14 protein-coding genes are annotated in these 19,450 nt (G+C 57.3%); 12 read left to right on the top strand and 2 right to left on the bottom strand.

The window, feature by feature from the left end:
* Positions 1–82 precede the first annotated feature (82 nt).
* On the bottom strand, positions 83–928 hold the full coding sequence (gene araC / locus FHC49_RS20395) for an arabinose operon transcriptional regulator AraC (protein ID WP_185668583.1): 846 nt from the start codon (positions 926–928) through the stop codon (positions 83–85).
* Between the two features lie 338 nt (positions 929–1,266).
* Here araC and araB point away from each other — a divergent pair, with 338 nt between their 5' ends.
* The 6 genes from araB to rluA all read left to right on the top strand — a co-directional run bounded on the left by araB (position 1,267) and on the right by rluA (position 11,454).
* The gene (araB, locus tag FHC49_RS20390; RefSeq protein WP_220440732.1) at positions 1,267–2,973 is read left to right on the top strand and encodes a ribulokinase; all 1,707 of its coding nucleotides are present in this window, start codon (positions 1,267–1,269) and stop codon (positions 2,971–2,973) included.
* Positions 2,974–2,984: 11 nt separating this feature from the next.
* A complete protein-coding gene (gene araA / locus FHC49_RS20385; protein WP_185668585.1) occupies positions 2,985–4,487 on the top strand; it encodes an L-arabinose isomerase in 1,503 nt (500 codons plus the stop codon).
* Positions 4,488–4,613: 126 nt separating this feature from the next.
* Entirely contained in the window at positions 4,614–5,309 is a 696-nt protein-coding gene (gene araD, locus FHC49_RS20380; RefSeq protein WP_220440731.1) for an L-ribulose-5-phosphate 4-epimerase, read from the top strand.
* A 77-nt stretch (positions 5,310–5,386) separates the two neighbouring features.
* Positions 5,387–7,744: a DNA polymerase II gene (polB, locus tag FHC49_RS20375; RefSeq protein WP_370631779.1), complete on the top strand. Its 2,358-nt coding sequence runs from the start codon at positions 5,387–5,389 to the stop codon at positions 7,742–7,744.
* A 132-nt stretch (positions 7,745–7,876) separates the two neighbouring features.
* On the top strand, positions 7,877–10,783 hold the full coding sequence (rapA, locus tag FHC49_RS20370) for an RNA polymerase-associated protein RapA (protein ID WP_220440729.1): 2,907 nt from the start codon (positions 7,877–7,879) through the stop codon (positions 10,781–10,783).
* A gap of 11 nt (positions 10,784–10,794) precedes the next feature.
* Positions 10,795–11,454 (top strand): bifunctional tRNA pseudouridine(32) synthase/23S rRNA pseudouridine(746) synthase RluA, encoded by a 660-nt coding sequence (gene rluA / locus FHC49_RS20365; RefSeq protein WP_185668589.1) that lies wholly within the window; start codon positions 10,795–10,797, stop codon positions 11,452–11,454.
* A gap of 52 nt (positions 11,455–11,506) precedes the next feature.
* On the opposite strand, the gene djlA is transcribed toward rluA, so the two are convergent.
* Entirely contained in the window at positions 11,507–12,331 is an 825-nt protein-coding gene (gene djlA, locus FHC49_RS20360; protein ID WP_185668590.1) for a co-chaperone DjlA, read from the bottom strand.
* A 243-nt stretch (positions 12,332–12,574) separates the two neighbouring features.
* Between djlA and lptD the strand changes: the two genes are divergently transcribed.
* From lptD to apaH, 6 genes are read left to right on the top strand one after another with little or no spacing between them, the layout of a single operon-like run.
* The gene (gene lptD, locus FHC49_RS20355) at positions 12,575–14,947 is read left to right on the top strand and encodes an LPS assembly protein LptD (protein WP_220440728.1); all 2,373 of its coding nucleotides are present in this window, start codon (positions 12,575–12,577) and stop codon (positions 14,945–14,947) included.
* Positions 14,948–15,000: 53 nt separating this feature from the next.
* Positions 15,001–16,287 (top strand): peptidylprolyl isomerase SurA, encoded by a 1,287-nt coding sequence (gene surA, locus FHC49_RS20350; RefSeq protein WP_185668592.1) that lies wholly within the window; start codon positions 15,001–15,003, stop codon positions 16,285–16,287.
* Positions 16,287–17,279, top strand: a complete 993-nt coding sequence (pdxA, locus tag FHC49_RS20345) for a 4-hydroxythreonine-4-phosphate dehydrogenase PdxA (RefSeq protein ID WP_185668593.1) — start codon at positions 16,287–16,289, stop codon at positions 17,277–17,279. Before surA ends, pdxA begins: the two co-directional genes overlap by 1 nt.
* The gene (rsmA, locus tag FHC49_RS20340) at positions 17,272–18,093 is read left to right on the top strand and encodes a 16S rRNA (adenine(1518)-N(6)/adenine(1519)-N(6))-dimethyltransferase RsmA (RefSeq protein WP_035895418.1); all 822 of its coding nucleotides are present in this window, start codon (positions 17,272–17,274) and stop codon (positions 18,091–18,093) included. The genes pdxA and rsmA overlap by 8 nt, the downstream gene beginning before the upstream one ends.
* A gap of 3 nt (positions 18,094–18,096) precedes the next feature.
* Positions 18,097–18,474 (top strand): Co2+/Mg2+ efflux protein ApaG, encoded by a 378-nt coding sequence (apaG, locus tag FHC49_RS20335; protein WP_123650718.1) that lies wholly within the window; start codon positions 18,097–18,099, stop codon positions 18,472–18,474.
* Between the two features lie 3 nt (positions 18,475–18,477).
* Positions 18,478–19,326 carry a bis(5'-nucleosyl)-tetraphosphatase (symmetrical) ApaH gene (gene apaH / locus FHC49_RS20330; RefSeq protein WP_185668594.1) on the top strand — a complete coding sequence of 283 codons (849 nt, stop codon included), beginning with the start codon at positions 18,478–18,480 and terminating at the stop codon, positions 19,324–19,326.
* Positions 19,327–19,450: the final 124 nt, after the last annotated feature.

Below are 19,450 nucleotides of genomic sequence, written 5' to 3'. Positions count from 1 at the left end.
CCTATCGTCAAGCCTTCAATTGTCTTTAGAGTTTACTGGCAAAGACAAAAACCAACACACCGCATTTCCTTTTCTTTACTTTTTATTCACACCCTGCACGAAATTCGCTAGGGCTCGCGCCAGTACATTTTTTAAATACGCGGGAGAAATAGAGCTGATCCTCAAAGCCGACGTTGCGCCCTACCGTGGCGATAGGCATGCGCGTGGTGCTGAGCAGCAGCTTCGCCTGGCTGATGCGTTGATCCTCGCGCCAGCTCAGCACGCTCACTCCAAGCTGTTGGCGGAACAGGTGCGACAGACGCGACGGCGATAGGCACACGTGCTGCGCCACGCTGGCGATATCGAAATGGCTATCTGCAAGGTGGTCGCTGATGTACTGGCAGGCGTCGCGTACACGGTTGTCCATCGGCGGATGCAGCGATTCATTGATGGCTTCCATACGGCGCAACAGCAACTGCTCCAGCAGGTTAATCGCCAGATGCTCTGAGTAGCGCCCGATGCCCTGCCCGGCGTCGATAATCTTGCCAAACAGCTCAGAGATTTCCGCCTGATGTGCTTCGTCCGGGCGATAAAAACCGGTCTGCGCGACGATGGCCGGCCAGTTGAGCCACTCGTGCCAGTAGGCGCGCGGGCGGAAGTAAACCCATTGGTGATACCACTCGCTGGCGTCCGGATGGCGGCCATAGTGGTGAATCTCACCCGGCGGGAACAGCAGCATATCGCCCTGTCGGCAGACGAACTGCTTGCCCTGATTCTCTATCACTCCTTCCCCGCGCACCGTCAGGTTGAGGATAAACCCCTTCATACCCAGCGGACGATCGATAAAGAAATCCAGGTAGCCACCGGCTTCAATCGGCGTTAAGCCGGCGACCAGATGGGCGTTAAATGAATAGCCCGGTAGCAGGGGATCGTTTTGCATTTCAGCCATGGCTGCTCGCTCTCGCTTATCTCAGAAGAAACCAATTATCCATATTCGGCTTTTTAGCGTTATCCCCAGCATGCTATAGGCGCAATGTCGACCTTGCTTCAGACATCCCTTGATGAACAAGGCATTCAGAGAGCAAATCCGCGAATCAGCCCTCTTCAGGGTAACAACTAAAGTGTCTATAAAGACGGCAGAAAAGTCCACATTGAATATTTGCACGGCGTCACACTTTGAATGGTCACAGCAAGATTATCCATAAGATTAGCGGTTCCAGCCTGACGGTTTTTGGCGGGGATATCTACTGTTTCACTATCACGTATTCTTTGAGATGGAGTAACACGATGGCAATCGCAATTGGCCTCGATTTTGGCAGTGACTCAGTCCGCGCCCTGGCGGTAGATTGTGCGACGGGTGAAGAGATCGCGACCAGCGTCGAATGGTATCCACGCTGGCAGGAAGGCCGTTTCTGCGACGCGCCAAATAACCGTTTTCGCCACCATCCGCGCGACTATATCGAATCAATGGAAGCCGCGCTGAAAGGCGTACTGGCCGAACTCTCCGGCGCACAACGTGCTGATGTGGTCGGCATTGGCGTCGACAGCACCGGCTCAACGCCCGCGCCTATTGATGCCGACGGCAACGTGCTGGCACTCAAAGAGGAGTTTGCCAACAACCCGAACGCCATGTTCGTGCTGTGGAAAGACCACACCGCGGTGGAAGAGGCGGAAGCCATCACCCGTCTGTGTCACCAGCCGGGCAAAGAAGACTACTCCCGCTATATTGGCGGCATCTATTCCAGCGAATGGTTCTGGGCCAAAATCCTGCACGTTACCCGCGAAGACAGCGCGGTGGCACAGGCTGCCGCCTCATGGATTGAGCTATGCGACTGGATTCCTGCCCTGCTCTCAGGTACGACTCGCCCGCAGGATATTCGCCGCGGTCGCTGCAGCGCCGGGCATAAATCGCTGTGGCATGAAAGCTGGGGCGGCCTGCCACCTGCCGCATTCTTCGATGAGCTCGACCCGATTCTGAATCAGCACCTGCCGTGCCCAATGTTTAGCGAAACCTGGACGGCGGATGTTCCGGTCGGCAACCTGACCGCCGACTGGGCCGAACGTCTGGGGCTTTCCACCAAAGTGGCTATCTCCGGCGGCGCGTTTGACTGCCACATGGGTGCCGTTGGCGCAGGGGCACAGCCTAATGCGCTGGTGAAGGTTATCGGCACCTCAACCTGCGACATCTTAATTGCCGACAAAAACAGCGTCGGTAGCCGTACGGTAAAAGGCATCTGTGGCCAGGTTGACGGCAGCGTAGTACCGAACTTTATCGGCATGGAAGCGGGCCAATCCGCATTCGGCGACATCTACGCCTGGTTTGGCCGCGTGCTCGGCTGGCCGCTGGAGCAGCTTGCCGCACAACATCCTGAGCTAAAAGCGCAGATCAAAGCCAGCCAGAAACAGCTACTGCCTGCGCTCACCGAAGCCTGGGCAAGCAATCCTTCTCTCGACCATCTACCGGTAGTGCTCGACTGGTTTAACGGCCGCCGTACCCCGAATGCGAACCAGCGTTTGAAGGGGGTCATCACCGATCTTAACCTCGCCACCGATGCCCCGGCGCTGTTCGGCGGGCTGATTGCCGCCACTGCTTTTGGCGCGCGCGCCATTATGGAGTGCTTCACCGAGCAGGGGATTCCGGTCAACAACGTGATGGCACTGGGCGGCATCGCCCGTAAAAACCGCGTCATCATGCAGGCCTGCTGCGACGTTCTGAACCGTCCGCTGCAAATTGTGGCCTCTGACCAATGCTGTGCGCTGGGCGCGGCCATTTTTGCCGCCGTTGCCGCACGCGTGCATAGCGATATTCCTGCGGCCCAGCGACAGATGGCAAGCCAGGTTGAACACACCTTACAGCCGCGCCCACAGCAGCCTCAGCGCTTTGAAGAACTCTATCAGCGCTATCTGCAGTGGGCCGTGAGCGCCGAACAACACTATCTCCCTGCTGCATCCTCGGAAAAATCCGCGGCCTCTCAGGCAGCCCTGACTCATTAAAGGATACGACTATGACCGTTTTTGATAATTATGAAGTGTGGTTTGTCATTGGTAGCCAACACCTGTACGGGGCGGAAACGCTGCGCCAGGTGACGCAAAACGCTGAGCAGGTGGTCAATGCCTTAAATGCCGAAGCGAAACTGCCGTGCAAACTGGTGCTGAAACCGCTGGGTACGCGCCCGGATGAGATCACCGCCATCTGCCGCGATGCTAACTACGATGACAAATGCGCGGGTATGGTCGTCTGGCTGCACACCTTCTCTCCGGCGAAGATGTGGATCAACGGCCTGACCATCCTCAACAAACCGCTGCTGCAGTTCCACACCCAGTTCAACGCATCTCTGCCGTGGGACAGCATTGATATGGACTTTATGAACCTGAACCAGACCGCGCACGGCGGCCGCGAGTTCGGCTTCATTGGTGCACGCATGCGTCAGCAGCATAGCGTAGTGACCGGTCACTGGCAGGATAAACGAGCCCACGAGCGTATCGGCTCCTGGATGCGCCAGGCCGTCTCTAAACAGGATACCCGTCAGCTGAAAGTATGCCGCTTCGGCGACAACATGCGTGAAGTGGCGGTAACCGACGGCGATAAAGTGGCGGCGCAGATTAAGTTCGGTTTCTCCGTTAACACCTGGGCGGTCGGCGACCTGGTGCAGGTGGTTAACGCTGTGACCGACGGTGAAATCAGCGCGCTTGTCGACGAGTACGAAAGCAGCTACCGCTTCACCGCTGCTACCCAAGTTCATGGCGACAAACGCCAGAACGTGCTGGACGCGGCGCGTATTGAACTGGGGATGAAACGCTTCCTGGAAGAAGGTGGTTTCCACGCCTTCACTACTACCTTTGAAGATTTGCACGGCCTGAAGCAGCTTCCAGGCCTCGCCGTGCAGCGTCTGATGCAGCAGGGCTACGGCTTTGCGGGCGAAGGCGACTGGAAAACTGCCGCCCTGCTTCGCATTATGAAAGTGATGTCGACCGGTCTACAGGGCGGCACCTCATTTATGGAAGACTACACCTACCACTTCAACGGCGGTAACGACCTGGTGCTTGGTTCGCACATGCTGGAAGTCTGCCCGTCCATCGCCGTGGCGGAAAAACCGCTGCTTGATGTACAGCATCTGGGCATCGGCGGTAAAGCGGACCCAGCACGCCTTATCTTCAACACCCAGACCGGCCCGGCAGTCGTCGCCAGCCTGATTGACCTTGGTGACCGCTATCGCCTGCTGGTTAACACCATCGAGACGGTGAAAACCCCGCACGACCTGCCGAAACTGCCGGTGGCCAACGCGCTGTGGAAAGCCCATCCGAACCTGGAAACCGCCTCAGAAGCGTGGATCCTGGCGGGTGGCGCGCACCACACCGTGTTCAGCCACGCGCTGACGCTGGACGATATGCGCCAGTTCGCTGAACTGCACGATATCGAAATTGCCGTCATCGACAACGATACCCACCTGCCAGCGTTCAAAGACGCGCTGCGCTGGAACGAAGTGTATTACGGGTTCAAACGTTAAGCCGATTTTCCCCTCACCCTAGCCCTCTCCCCCAAGGGGAGAGGGAACCGATCGTGCACCTATTCACCTTTCCTCCTCTCCCCCGGGAGAGGGAGGGGTGAGGGAAATTCAGACTCGGAGCAAAACATGCTAGAAGATCTCAAACGCCAGGTGCTGGAAGCCAATCTGGCGCTGCCAAAACACAATCTGGTCACCTTGACCTGGGGCAACGTCAGCGCCGTCGACCGCGAGCGTGGCGTACTGGTTATCAAACCGTCCGGTGTCGATTACAGCGTAATGACCGCCGAGGATATGGTGGTGGTGAGCCTGGCAACCGGTGAAGTGGTGGAAGGACGCAAAAAGCCTTCCTCAGATACACCAACCCATCGCCTGCTGTACCAGGCATTTCCAACCCTGGGTGGCATCGTGCACACCCACTCCCGCCACGCGACCATCTGGGCGCAGGCAGGACAGCCCATCCCGGCAACCGGCACCACCCACGCGGACTATTTCTACGGCTCGGTACCCTGCACGCGCCTGATGACCGATGCGGAAATCAACGGCGACTATGAATGGGAAACCGGTGCGGTGATCGTGGAAACCTTCCGCAAAAATGACATCGACCCGGCGCAAATGCCCGGCGTGCTGGTGCACTCTCACGGCCCGTTTGCCTGGGGCAAAAATGCCGAAGACGCGGTACATAACGCCATCGTGCTGGAAGAGATTGCCTATATGGGCATCTTCTGCCGCCAGCTCGCTCCGCAGTTGCCGGCTATGCAGCAAACGCTACTGGATAAACACTATCTGCGCAAACATGGGGCAAAAGCTTATTACGGGCAGTAACCCCTGTATAAACCACCAGCACTCTCCCTTAAACCAGGCTATAATCAAGCCTGGTTTTTTTATGGATGAGCTCACGCGTGACCCAGCCCCAAGCAGGTTTTCTTCTTACCCGTCACTGGCGGGATACCCCGCAGGGTACCGAACTGGCTTTCTGGCTGGCGACCGATAACGGCCCGCTGCAGGTCACGCTACCGCCGCAGGAGTCAGTGGCCTTTATCCCCGAAGCCCAGCGCGCACAGGTGGAACGCCTGCTGCAGGGCGAAAACGGCCTGCGCCTGGCCCCGCTCACGCTCAAAGACTTTCACCGTCAGCCGGTATTCGGCCTTTACTGCCGCGCCCATCGCCAGTTGATGCGGCTGGAAAAACTGCTGCGAGAAAACGGCATTACCATCTACGAAGCCGATATTCGTCCGCCAGAGCGCTATCTAATGGAGCGTTTTATTACCGCGCCGGTATGGGTGGAAGGCACGCCGCACGGGGCAACGCTCACGCAGGCTCGCATGAAGCCCAACCCGGAGTACCGGCCGCCGTTGAAGTGGGTGTCGCTGGATATCGAAACCAGCCGCCACGGCGAGCTCTACTGCATTGGCCTTGAAGGCTGCGGGCAGCGCACCGTCTATATGCTTGGCGCAGAGCCCGAGCAGCCACCGCAGGTGGATTTTCATCTTGAATATGTCGCCAGCCGCCCGCTGCTGCTGGAGAAGCTTAACGCCTGGTTTGCCGAATACGACCCGGACGTGCTGATTGGCTGGAACGTGGTGCAGTTCGATCTGCGCGTACTGCAAAAAAGCGCCGAACGTTATCGAGTGCCGCTGCTGCTTGGGCGCGGTAACAGCGAACTGGAGTGGCGCGAGCACGGCTTTAAGAACGGCGTGTTCTTCGCCCAGGCCGCCGGTCGCCTGATTATCGACGGCATCGACGCGCTAAAATCCGCTTTCTGGAGCTTTACCTCATTTTCACTGGAGAACGTCGCTCGGGAGTTGCTGGGCGAAGGCAAAGCTATCGATAACCCGTGGGACAGAATGGACGAAATTGACCGCCGTTTCGCCGAAGATAAGCCTGCGTTAGCCACCTATAACCTCAAAGACTGCGAGCTGGTCACGCGCATCTTCCACAAAACCGAGATCATGCCGTTTTTACTGGAGCGCGCGACGGTCAACGGGCTGGCGGTTGACCGGCACGGCGGCTCGGTAGCGGCCTTCAGCCACCTTTATTTCCCGCGCATGCACCGCCTCGGCTACGTCGCACCCAATCTCGGCGAAGTGCCGCCGCAGGCGAGCCCCGGCGGCTACGTGATGGACTCGCGCCCTGGCCTGTACGACTCCGTGCTGGTGCTGGACTACAAAAGCCTGTACCCGTCGATCATCCGCTCGTTTCTGATTGACCCGGTAGGGCTGATTGAAGGCATGGCGCACCCGAATACGCAGCACAGCACCGAAGGTTTCCTCGATGCCTGGTTCTCCCGCGACAAGCACTGCCTGCCGGGGATCGTCAGCCAGATATGGCACGCCCGTGATGAAGCCAAACTGCATAAAAACAAACCCCTGTCGCAGGCGTTGAAAATCATTATGAATGCCTTCTATGGCGTACTGGGCACCAGCGCCTGCCGCTTTTTCGATCCGCGGCTGGCGTCGTCGATCACCATGCGCGGCCACGCGATCATGCGTCAGACCAAAGCGCTGATTGAATCTCAGGGTTATGACGTGATTTACGGCGACACCGACTCCACCTTCGTCTGGCTTAAACGGGCTCATGGCGAGGAAGAGGCCGGGGTCATTGGCCGCTCGCTGGTCGAGTTTGTTAACCAGTGGTGGGCCGAAGAACTACAGAAAAAAGGGCTGACCAGCGCGCTGGAGCTGGAGTTTGAAACCCACTTCTGCCGCTTCCTGATGCCGACCATCCGCGGCGCCGATACCGGCAGCAAAAAGCGCTATGCGGGAATGATCCAGGAAGGCAGCGAGCAGCGGATGCTGTACAAAGGGCTGGAAACGGTACGTACCGACTGGACGCCGCTGGCGCAGCAGTTCCAGCAGGCGCTTTATCTACGCATCTTCCGCAATGAGCCGTACCGTGACTTTATCCTTGAAACCATCGATAAGCTGATGGCGGGCGAGCTCGATGAACAGCTGGTCTACCGCAAGCAGCTGCGCCGCCCACTGGCGGAATATCAGAAAAATATTCCACCACACGTGCGCGCCGCCCGCCTTGCCGATGAGCACAACGTGCGGTTAGGGCGCCCACAGCAGTATCAACAGCGCGGCAGCATTCGTTACGTCTGGACCACCAACGGCCCGGAACCCGTGGCCTACCAGCAATCACCGCTTGATTACGACCACTACCTGACGAAACAATTAGCGCCGGTTGCCGAAGGAATTCTCCCCTTTGTCGACGATGATTTTGCTACAATAGTGACAGGGCAACTGGGTCTATTTTGACAGGTGACTAACGTCTCGCCATCCAGTACCATAGCGCCCTTTCCATTCCTGGACCAAATTCACTCGCCGCCTGCTTTCAAAGGTGGTGGATGAATATTGCCTGCAATTTATTAAAGATAGAGCCGAACGCATATGCCTTTTACACTTGGTCAACGCTGGATCAGCGATACAGAAAGCGAACTGGGACTTGGTACCGTTGTTGCAATGGATGCACGCACCGTCACCCTACTCTTTCCGGCAACCGGAGAGAATCGTCTGTATGCCCGTAGCGACTCCCCCGTGACCCGCGTAATGTTTAATCCCGGCGACACGGTAACAAGCCATGAAGGCTGGCAGTTGCTCGTTGACGAAGTTATCGAAGAAAATGGCCTGTTGGCCTACATTGGCACCCGCCAGGACACCGAAGAGACCGGCGTCATGATGCGTGAAGTGCTGCTCGACAGCAAACTGGTGTTCAGCAAGCCGCAGGACCGTCTCTTTGCCGGGCAGATCGACCGTATGGACCGCTTTGCTCTGCGCTACCGCGCGCGTAAATACCAGAGTGAACAGTACCGCATGCCGTGGAGCGGCCTGCGCGGCCAGCGCACGAGCCTTATCCCGCACCAGCTCAATATCGCCCATGACGTGGGCCGTCGCCATGCGCCGCGCGTCCTGCTGGCGGACGAAGTGGGTTTAGGCAAAACCATCGAAGCCGGGATGATCCTGCACCAACAGCTGCTGTCCGGTGCCGCTCAGCGCGTACTGATCATCGTCCCGGAAACCCTGCAGCATCAGTGGCTGGTTGAAATGCTGCGTCGTTTCAACCTGCGCTTTGCGCTGTTCGACGACGAACGCTACGCCGAAGCCCAGCACGATGCCTACAACCCGTTTGAAACCGAACAGCTGGTTATCTGCTCGCTGGATTTCGTGCGCCGCAACAAGCAGCGTCTGGAAAACCTGTGTGAAGCCGAATGGGATATCATGGTGGTCGACGAAGCGCACCACCTGGTGTGGAGCGAAGAAGCACCAAGCCGCGAATATCAGGCCATTGAACAGCTCGCCGAACGCGTGCCTGGCGTACTGCTGCTGACGGCAACCCCGGAACAGCTGGGGATGGAAAGCCACTTTGCGCGTCTGCGCCTGCTGGATCCAAACCGCTTCCACGATTTCGAACAGTTTGTTGAAGAACAGAAAAACTACCGCCCGGTCGCCGATGCCGTCGCCCTGCTGCTGGCAGGCAACAAGCTCAGCAACGATGAACTGAACATGCTGGGCGAACTGATTGGTGAGCAGGATATCGAAGCCCTGCTGCAGACCGCTAACAGCGATCGTGACGGCGCAGAAGCTGCCCGTCAGGAGCTTATCAGCATGCTGATGGACCGCCACGGCACCAGCCGCGTGCTGTTCCGTAATACCCGTAACGGCGTGAAAGGCTTCCCGAAACGCGAACTGCACACCATCAAGCTGCCGTTGCCGATGCAGTATCAGACGGCGATTAAAGTCTCCGGCATTATGGGTGCCCGTAAGAGCGCAGAAGAACGCGCCCGCGACATGCTCTACCCGGAGCAGATTTATCAGGAATTTGAAGGCGACACCGGCACCTGGTGGAACTTCGACCCGCGCGTAGAATGGCTGATGGGCTACCTGACCAGCCACCGCGCGCAGAAAGTGCTGGTGATCTGCGCCAAGGCCGCCACCGCGCTGCAGCTGGAGCAGGTTCTGCGCGAGCGCGAAGGCATCCGTGCCGCCGTGTTCCACGAAGGCATGTCGATTATTGAACGTGACCGTGCCGCCGCCTGGTTCGGCGAAGAAGACAGCGGCGCACAGGTGCTGCTGTGCTCGGAAATCGGTTCTGAAGGCCGTAACTTCCAGTTCGCCAGCAACCTGGTGATGTTCGACCTGCCGTTCAACCCAGACCTGCTGGAACAGCGTATCGGCCGTCTGGACCGTATCGGTCAGGCGCACGATATTCAGATTCACGTGCCGTACCTGGAAAAAACCGCCCAGTCGGTGCTGGTTCGCTGGTTCCACGAAGGGCTGGACGCGTTTGAGCACACCTGCCCGACCGGCCGTACTATTTACGACAGCGTGCATGACCAGCTGATCAACTACCTGGCGGCGCCGGAAAATTGCGATGGCTTCGACGACCTCATCAAGAGCTGCCGCGAGCAGCACGAAGCGCTGAAAACCCAGCTGGAACAGGGCCGTGACCGTCTGCTGGAGATCCACTCCAACGGCGGTGAAAAAGCGCAGGCACTGGCGGAAAGCATCGAAGAGCAGGATGACGACACCAACCTGATCGCCTTCGCCATGAACCTGTTCGATATCGTCGGTATCAACCAGGACGATCGCGGCGAGCACCTGATCGTGCTGACCCCATCCGACCACATGCTGGTGCCGGACTTCCCGGGTCTGCCGGAAGACGGCTGTACCGTGACCTTTGAGCGTGACGTAGCGCTGTCCCGCGAAGACGCGCAGTTCCTGACCTGGGAACACCCGCTGATTCACAACGGCCTGGATCTGATCCTCTCCGGTGATACCGGCAGCAGCACCATTTCCCTACTGAAAAACAAAGCGCTGCCGGTGGGTACGCTGCTGGTCGAGCTGATTTATGTGGTTGAAGCGCAGGCGCCGAAACAGCTGCAGCTCAACCGTTTCCTGCCGCCAACGCCGGTGCGTATGCTGCTGGATAAAAACGGCACCAACCTCGCCGCCCAGGTTGAGTTTGAGACCTTCAACCGTCAGCTCAGCGCGGTGAACCGTCATACCGGCAGCAAGCTGGTAAATGCGGTACAGCAGGACGTGCATACCATTCTGCAAAAAGGCGAAGCACAGATTGAGCAAGCCGCTCAGGCGCTGATTACCGCCGCCCGTGAAGAGGCGGACGAGAAGCTCAGCGCGGAACTGTCGCGCCTGGAAGCGTTGAAAGCGGTGAACCCAAACATCCGCGACGACGAACTGTCCGCGATTGAAAGCAACCGCCAGCAGGTGATGGAAAGCCTGTCGCAGGCGGGATGGCGTCTGGACGCGCTGCGTCTTATCGTCGTCACTCACCAGTAACCGGAGCCGCTATGGGCATGGAAAACTATCATCCGCCACGGGACCCGTGGCTGGTGATCCTCTACCAGGACGAGCACATTATGGTGGTCAACAAGCCCAGCGGCCTGTTGTCCGTCCCGGGCCGCCAGGAAGAGCATAAAGACAGCGTCATGACCCGCGTACAGCGCGACTATCCGCAGGCGGAGTCCGTGCACCGCCTCGATATGGCGACCAGCGGCGTTATCGTCGTCGCCCTGACCAAAGCGGCTGAAAGAGAACTGAAACGTCAATTCCGCGAACGCGAGCCGAAAAAGCAGTACGTCGCGCGCGTGTGGGGTCACCCGCAGCCGCAGGAAGGCCTGGTGGATTTACCGCTGATTTGCGACTGGCCAAACCGGCCAAAGCAGAAAGTGTGTTATGAAACCGGCAAGGCCGCGCAGACAGAGTATGAAGTGCTGGAGTATGCGCCAGATAACACCGCACGGGTGAAGCTCAAGCCCATTACCGGGCGTTCACACCAGCTGCGCGTGCATATGCTGGCGTTGGGTCACCCGATTCTGGGTGACCGCTTTTATGCGCACGACGAGGCGTTAGCGATGGCGCCGCGTTTGCAGCTGCATGCGGAGACGTTAACCATCACCCATCCGCAGTTTGGCAACAGCATGACGTTTAAGGCACCGGTCGATTTTTAGATTGCGCCAATGTTTTCCCGGGCGAGCGCAAGCGACCCCGGGTTCATGCACCTTACTTAAATCCCTTCTGTTCTTTTATTAACTCGTACGCTTTCTGAATTTCCTGCGCCTTCTGCTTGGCCATCTCCATCATCTCCGGCGGTAACCCTTTGGCCACCAGCTTATCCGGGTGATGTTCGCTCATCAGCTTACGATAGGCGCGTTTGATGGTCGTGGCATCATCGCTCGGCTTCACGCCCAGCACGTTACACGCATCTTCAAGCGTTGGGCCGCGCTGTGCCTGCTGCCAACCGCCGCCCTGGCCGCCCTGAGACTGCTGATGGTAGCCGCCGCCAAACTGTGCGCCGCCCTGCATCATGCGCAGGAACTGGTCGAACTGGGCGTGGGAGATCCCCAGCTCTTCGGCAATGACGTACAGCACGTCGCGTTCGTTCGGGTGCAGAGAACCGTCGGCAAAGGCCGCCTGGATCTGAATCTCCAGGAACATACGAATAAGATCAAAACGACCAAAGCAGACGCTACGGAACTGACGCATTTTTTCGCGCAGCGGATAGTTGTCGGCTTTACCAACGCGAAACGCCTGCTGCGCTGCGGTACGAGATTCACCGTGCAGATTCATCCGGTCCATAAACAGGCTGGCGACATGAATATCCGCTTCAGTAACGCGCCCTTTCGATTTGGTCAGGTGGCCCATCACTTCAAAGGTGGTGGCAAAAAACAGCGACTGACGCTGCTGTTGATTGGCAAACCAGTTCATGCGACGGCTGCGCGCCTTATCAAACATGTGGCCCACGAGCAGCCCGAGGACAACGCCCCAGAACCCTCCGCCCATCATCAGAGCGACGGCCACACCAATCACTTTTCCCCAATACTGCATATACTCCCCAAATCGTCATGCCAGCGGCTAAAATATGCATTATCATACCTGTCATTCAATGCCGTGCATAACACCTCTGGCACGAACGGGCAGGATAGACTCGATCAATTTCACGTTGCGACTCACGGTAATGCAACTTAGAAGCCGACGAGCATTAACACTAGCGTCATCACGATGAGTACGTTAGTCTCTGACCGTTTGCAAGCCGCAATGCTATAGATGACGGAACAACAAATACAACGTATGAAAAAACGTATTCCCACTCTCCTCGCGACTATGATCGCCAGCGCCTTGTACAGCCAGCAGGGAATGGCTGCCGATCTCGCATCTCAATGTATGCTTGGCGTACCCAGTTACGATCGCCCGTTAGTGAGTGGTAAACCTAACGACCAGCCGGTGACCATCACCGCCGATCACGCGAACGGTAACTACCCAGACAACGCCGTGTTTACCGGCAATGTCGATATTAATCAGGGAAATAGCCGTTTGCAGGCCGATGAAGTTCAGCTTCATCAAAAGCAGCCTGATGGGCAGCCTACACCGGTTCGTACCGTCGATGCACTCGGCAACGTTCACTACGATGATAATCAGGTTATTCTTAAAGGGCCGAAAGCCTGGTCAAACCTGAATACCAAAGATACTAACGTCTGGAAAGGTGACTACCAGATGGTCGGCCGTCAGGGCCGCGGTACCGCAGATGTCATGAAACAGCGCGGCGAAAACCGCTATACCATTCTGGAAAACGGTACCTTTACCTCCTGTCTCCCTGGTTCAAACACCTGGAGCGTGGTGGGTAGCGAAGTGATCCACGACCGCGAAGAGCAGGTCGCGGAGATCTGGAACGCGCGCTTCAAAATTGGCCCGGTTCCAGTCTTCTATAGCCCGTATCTGCAGCTTCCGGTCGGTGACAAACGTCGCTCCGGCTTCCTGATTCCGAACGCTAAATACGGCAGTACGAACCACTTTGAGTTCTCGTTACCGTATTACTGGAACATCGCGCCGAACATGGACGCGACCATCACGCCGCACTATATGGACAAGCGTAGTGGCGTCATGTGGGAAAACGAATTCCGCTATCTGACCGATGCCGGTCAGGGTCTGTTTGAGCTCGATTACCTGCCTTCAGACAGCGTCTACTCCAGTGAACACCCTAACGATGAGAATAGCCGCCGCTGGCTGTTCTACTGGCAGCACGCCGGGGTGATGGATCAGGTATGGCGTTTCAATGCCGACTACACCAAAGTCAGCGATCCGGACTACTTCAACGACTTTGACTCGAAATATGGCTCGAGTACCGACGGCTACGCCACGCAAAAACTGAGCGTCGGTTATGCGGTGCAAAACTTTGACGCCACCGTGTCATCAAAACAGTTCCAGGTCTTCGACCGCAGCAACAGCAACTCCTATTCGGCTGAGCCGCAGCTGGATATCAACGCCTACCAGAACGATGTCGGTCCGTTTGATACCCATCTCTATGCGCAGGCGGTGAAGTTTACCAACAGCAACAGCACCATGCCTGAAGCGACGCGTCTCCACCTGGAGCCGACCATCAGTCTGCCGCTGGGCAACCGCTGGGGTAGCCTCAATACCGAAGCGAAGCTGCTGGCAACGCACTATAACCAGAGCAATATCGACGACTACAACAACGACTCGAGCAACGCGAACACGCTGGCCAGCTCGGTCAACCGCACCCTGCCGCAGCTGAAAGTTGACGGTAAGATGGTGTTTGAGCGCGATGTGGCGCTGAGTCCGGGTTATACCCAGACGCTGGAACCACGTATGCAGTATCTGTACGTGCCGTACCGCGACCAGAGCAAAATCAACAACTACGACTCCACTTTCCTGCAGTCCGACTACTCTAGCCTGTTCCGCGACCGTACCTACAGCGGCCTTGACCGCATCGCCTCCGCAAACCAGTTAACGACCGGCGTCACATCGCGTATTTATGATGACGCTGCCGTTGAACGTTTTAACGTTTCTGTTGGTCAAATCTACTATTTCACCGAGTCCCGTACCGGTGATGACAACATTAACTGGGAGAAAAACGACAAAACGGGCTCGCTGGTTTGGGCAGGTGATACCTACTGGCGCATCAGCGACCAGTGGGGCTTACGCAGCGGCGTTCAGTACGATACGCGTCTGAACAACATCTCCACCAGCAGTACAGCCATTGAATGGCGTCGGGACGAAGAGCGTTTGGTGCAGTTGACTTACCGTTATGCCAGCCCGGAATATATTCAGGCAACGCTGCCGACGAGTTACTCCACCAACGATCAGTATCGTGAAGGCATTTCGCAGGTAGGCGCCACGGCAAGCTGGCCAATCGTCGATCGCTGGTCCGTTGTCGGTGCTTACTACTATGACACCAACACCGGTAGCGCCGCCGACCAGATGCTGGGCGTGCAGTACAATTCCTGCTGCTACGCTATCCGCGTAGGCTACGAGCGTAAACTCAACGGCTGGGACTACGACAGCAACAGCAAGACTGGCGGGCAGGCCAAATATGACAACTCCATCGGCTTCAACATTGAGCTGCGTGGTCTGAGCTCCAACTACGGTCTGGGTACCCAGCAGATGCTGCGTTCCAACATCATGCCGTACCAGAGCTCTCTGTAATATCACTGGTTAGACACATCATCCGCATTGCGGTTAATTGAAATGGAAAAAGTATGAAGAACTGGAAAACGCTGCTTCTCGGTATCGCCTTAGTTGCGAATACCAGCTTCGCTGCCCCGCAGGTTGTCGATAAAGTAGCAGCCGTCGTGAACAACGGCGTTGTCCTTGAAAGTGATGTTGATGGTCTGATGCAGTCCGTCAAAATGAACTCCGGCCAGGCGGGTCAGCAGCTGCCGGACGATGCGACCCTTCGCCACCAGATCCTGGAACGTCTGATCATGGATCAGATTATCCTGCAGATGGGGCAGAAAATGGGCGTGAAGATCTCTGACGAGCAGCTCGATCAGGCGATCGCCAACATCGCGAAGCAGAACAACATGACGATGGATCAGATGCGCAGCCGTCTGGCCTACGATGGGATGAACTACAACACCTATCGTAACCAGATCCGCAAAGAGATGCTGATCTCCGAAGTGCGTAACAACGAAGTGCGTCGCCGCATCACCGTGTTGCCGCAGGAAGTGGACGCGCTGGCAAGCCAGATTGGCAACCAGAACGATGCCAGCACCGAGCTGAACCTCAGCCACATCCTGGTTCCACTGCCGGAAAACCCAACCTCCGATCAGGTCAATGAAGCGCAGAGCCAAGCCGAATCTATCGTTGAGCAGGCTCGCAACGGCGCCGACTTCGGTAAGCTTGCGATCACCTACTCTGCCGACCAGCAGGCGCTGAAAGGCGGCCAGATGGGCTGGGGTCGTATTCAGGAGCTGCCGGCTATCTTCGCCCAGGCGCTGAGCACGGCGAAAAAAGGCGACGTGGTTGGTCCAATTCGTTCCGGTGTGGGCTTCCACATTCTGAAAATCAACGATATGCGCGGCCAGACGCAGAATATCAATGTCACCGAAACCCACGCTCGCCACATCCTGCTGAAGCCGTCGCCAATTATGACCGACGACCAGGCACGTGCGAAGCTGGAGCAGGTTGCAGCGGATATCCGCAGCGGCAAAACCACCTTTGAGAAAGCGGCTAAAGAGCTGTCTCAGGATCCAGGCTCTGCTAACCAGGGCGGTGATTTAGGTTGGGCAACGCCGGATATCTACGATCCATCATTCCGCGATGCGCTGATGAAGCTGAACAAAGGCCAGATGAGCGGCCCGGTTCACTCTTCCTTCGGCTGGCACCTGATTCAGTTGCTCGATACGCGTAACGTTGACCGTACCGACGCGGCGCAGAAAGATCGTGCTTACCGCATGCTGATGAACCGTAAGTTCTCTGAAGAAGCAGCGACCTGGATGCAGGAACAGCGCGCAAGCGCCTACGTTAAAATTCTGAGCAACTAATGACGCAACACGCTCGTGTCGTTATCACTCCCGGCGAACCCGCCGGGATTGGTCCGGATCTCGCGATCCAACTGGCCCAGCGCGACTGGCCGCTCGAACTGGTCGTTTGCGCTGATGGCCGCCTGCTCACCGAGCGGGCCACGCTTCTCGGCCTTCCCCTCACGCTACTGCCCTACTCCCCCGAAAAACCGGCTGCACCACAGCGCGCTGGCACGCTCACGCTGCTGCCCGTGGCACTGCATGCCGAGGTTATTCCAGGAACGCTGAACGTCGCGAACGGGGGCTACGTCGTTGAGACGCTGGCGCGCGCCTGCGACGGTTGCCTGAGCGGTGAGTTTGCCGCGCTGGTCACCGGGCCGGTGCATAAAGGCATTATTAACGATGCTGGCGTCGCCTTTACCGGGCACACCGAGTTCTTCGAAGAGCGTGCTGGCGCACCGAAAGTGGTGATGATGCTGGCAACCGAGGAGCTGCGCGTGGCGCTGGCGACTACCCACCTGCCGCTGAAAGCGGTGAGCGATGCCATCACGCCGGACCTGCTGCGGGAAGTGATTACCATCCTGCACGATGACCTGCAGAACAAGTTTGGTCTTGCCGAACCGCACGTGCTGGTCTGCGGCCTGAACCCGCACGCGGGCGAAGGCGGACATATGGGTACGGAAGAGATAGACACCATTATTCCGGTGCTGGAAGAGATGCGGGCAAAGGGGATGAATCTAAGCGGGCCGCTGCCTGCCGATACCCTTTTCCAACCAAAGTATCTGGACCATGCCGATGCGGTGCTCGCAATGTACCACGATCAGGGCCTACCCGTGCTAAAATACCAGGGATTTGGTCGTGGCGTGAACATTACGCTCGGTCTACCCTTTATTCGCACCTCCGTTGACCATGGTACCGCCCTCGAACTGGCAGGCCAGGGGAAAGCGGATGTCGGCAGTTTTATTACGGCGCTTAATCTCGCCATCAAAATGATTGTTAACTCTAATGAATAATCGAGTCCATCAGGGCCACTTAGCCCGTAAACGCTTCGGGCAAAACTTTCTCAACGATCAATTCGTGATCGACAGTATTGTTGCGGCCATTAACCCGCAAAAAGGCCAGGCCATGGTTGAAATCGGCCCGGGTCTTGCCGCGCTGACCGAGCCGGTTGGCGAACGTCTTGACGAAATGACCGTTATCGAACTGGACCGCGACTTAGCCGCGCGTCTGCAAACGCACCCGTTCCTGGGGCCGAAGCTGACTATTTATCAGCAGGATGCCATGACCATGAACTTTGGCGAGCTGTCTGAGAAGCTCGGCCAACCGCTGCGCGTGTTCGGTAACCTGCCGTACAACATCTCCACGCCACTGATGTTCCACCTGTTTAGCTATACTAACGCTATTGCAGACATGCACTTCATGCTGCAAAAAGAGGTGGTTAACCGTCTGGTTGCCGGTCCAAATAGTAAAGCCTATGGTCGTCTGACCGTCATGGCGCAATACTACTGCAACGTGATCCCGGTACTTGAAGTACCGCCAACCGCGTTCACGCCACCGCCAAAAGTGGATTCCGCCGTCGTACGCCTGGTGCCACATAGCACTAAACCGTACCCGGTAAAAGATGTCCGCGTTCTGAGCCGTATTACGACCGAAGCCTTTAACCAGCGTCGTAAAACTATCCGCAACAGTCTGGGCAATCTGTTCAGCGTTGAGCTGTTGACGGAGCTGGGTGTAGACCCGGCCATGCGCGCGGAAAATATCTCTGTTGCGCAGTACTGCCGGATGGCCAACTATCTGTCCGAGAATGCGCCCTCGAAGGAGAGCTAAACCATGATCGATTCGCCGCGAGTTTGCGTCCAGGTACAGAGCGTCTACATTGAGACGCACTCCCAGCCGGAAGAAGAGCGTTACGTTTTTGCTTATACGGTGACCATTCGCAATCTCGGGCGAAGCGCGGTGCAGCTTCTCGGCCGTTACTGGCTGATTACTAACGGCCACGGCCGTGAAACCGAAGTTCAGGGCGAAGGTGTTGTCGGCGTGCAGCCGCACATCGAGCCCGGTGAAGAATATCAATATACCAGCGGCGCCGTGCTGGAAACTCCGCTCGGCACCATGCAGGGTCACTACGATATGGTCGATGTAGACGGCGTGCCGTTCTCCATCGACATTCCCGTTTTCCGTCTCTTTGTTCCCACGCTGATTCATTAAAACATGGCTACATACCTTATTGGCGACGTTCACGGTTGCTTTGACGAGTTAATTGCTCTGCTCGAGCAGGTGGCGTTCACCCCAGACGTCGATACCCTGTGGCTGACGGGCGATCTGGTCGCGCGCGGTCCTGGTTCACTGGAAGTGCTGCGCTACGTTAAATCGCTGGGCGACTGCGTAAAAGTAGTGCTCGGAAACCACGATCTCCACCTGCTGGCGGTGTTTGCCGGCATCAGCCGCAACAAGCCGAAGGATCGCCTGAACCCACTGCTGGAAGCACCGGATGCTGACGAGCTGCTGAACTGGCTGCGTCGTCAGCCGTTGATGCAGGTCGATGAAGAGAAAAAGCTGGTGATGGCGCACGCGGGTATTACACCGCAGTGGGATATGGAAACCGCTAAACAGTGCGCGCGCGACGTTGAAGCGGTGCTCTCAAGCGACTCCTATCCGTTCTTCCTCGACGCCATGTACGGCGATATGCCCAACAACTGGTCGCTGGATCTCTCCGGTCTGGCGCGCCTGCGCTTTATCACCAATGCCTTTACCCGCATGCGCTACTGCTTCCCGAACGGCCAGCTGGATATGTACAGCAAAGAGTCACCGGAGAACGTGCCTGCGCCGCTGAAGCCGTGGTTTATGCTGCCAGGGCCGATTACCGATGAGTACAGCGTGGCCTTTGGTCACTGGGCATCGCTGGAAGGTAAAGGTACGCCAGAAGGGATTTACGCGCTGGATACCGGCTGCTGCTGGGGCGGAGATTTAACCTGCCTGCGCTGGGAAGATAAACAGTACTTTGTACAACCGTCGAACCGTAAGCTGGCGCCGGGTGAGAGCGAGGCGGTAGCGTCGTAGTTCGGTGCATCCCCGGCGGCGCTTCTGTACGACCGGATACATAGGTAACACTTCAGACCGGGAACATAGGTAACACTTTCCTAGTCTATCCGGATAATACTACGGCTTTTCCGGTCATAGTAAG

Origin of the sequence: Kluyvera sp. EC_51, from assembly GCF_019584505.1 — a bacterium.
Taxonomy (GTDB): domain Bacteria; phylum Pseudomonadota; class Gammaproteobacteria; order Enterobacterales; family Enterobacteriaceae; genus Kluyvera; species Kluyvera sichuanensis.
This window is presented reverse-complemented; position numbering and strand designations above follow the sequence as displayed.

Bases quoted from the DNA above. Each gene is read 5' to 3' on its own strand.
- lptD (WP_220440728.1), top strand. From the start codon at position 12,575: ATGAAAAAACGTATTCCCACTCTCCTCGCGACTATGATCGCCAGCGCC.
- araC (WP_185668583.1), bottom strand. From the start codon at position 928: ATGGCTGAAATGCAAAACGATCCCCTGCTACCGGGCTATTCATTTAAC.
- djlA (WP_185668590.1), bottom strand. From the start codon at position 12,331: ATGCAGTATTGGGGAAAAGTGATTGGTGTGGCCGTCGCTCTGATGATG.
- rsmA (WP_035895418.1), top strand. From the start codon at position 17,272: ATGAATAATCGAGTCCATCAGGGCCACTTAGCCCGTAAACGCTTCGGG.
- apaG (WP_123650718.1), top strand. From the start codon at position 18,097: ATGATCGATTCGCCGCGAGTTTGCGTCCAGGTACAGAGCGTCTACATT.
- apaH (WP_185668594.1), top strand. From the start codon at position 18,478: ATGGCTACATACCTTATTGGCGACGTTCACGGTTGCTTTGACGAGTTA.
- araD (WP_220440731.1), top strand. From the start codon at position 4,614: ATGCTAGAAGATCTCAAACGCCAGGTGCTGGAAGCCAATCTGGCGCTG.
- rapA (WP_220440729.1), top strand. From the start codon at position 7,877: ATGCCTTTTACACTTGGTCAACGCTGGATCAGCGATACAGAAAGCGAA.
- pdxA (WP_185668593.1), top strand. From the start codon at position 16,287: ATGACGCAACACGCTCGTGTCGTTATCACTCCCGGCGAACCCGCCGGG.
- araB (WP_220440732.1), top strand. From the start codon at position 1,267: ATGGCAATCGCAATTGGCCTCGATTTTGGCAGTGACTCAGTCCGCGCC.
- surA (WP_185668592.1), top strand. From the start codon at position 15,001: ATGAAGAACTGGAAAACGCTGCTTCTCGGTATCGCCTTAGTTGCGAAT.
- araA (WP_185668585.1), top strand. From the start codon at position 2,985: ATGACCGTTTTTGATAATTATGAAGTGTGGTTTGTCATTGGTAGCCAA.
- rluA (WP_185668589.1), top strand. From the start codon at position 10,795: ATGGGCATGGAAAACTATCATCCGCCACGGGACCCGTGGCTGGTGATC.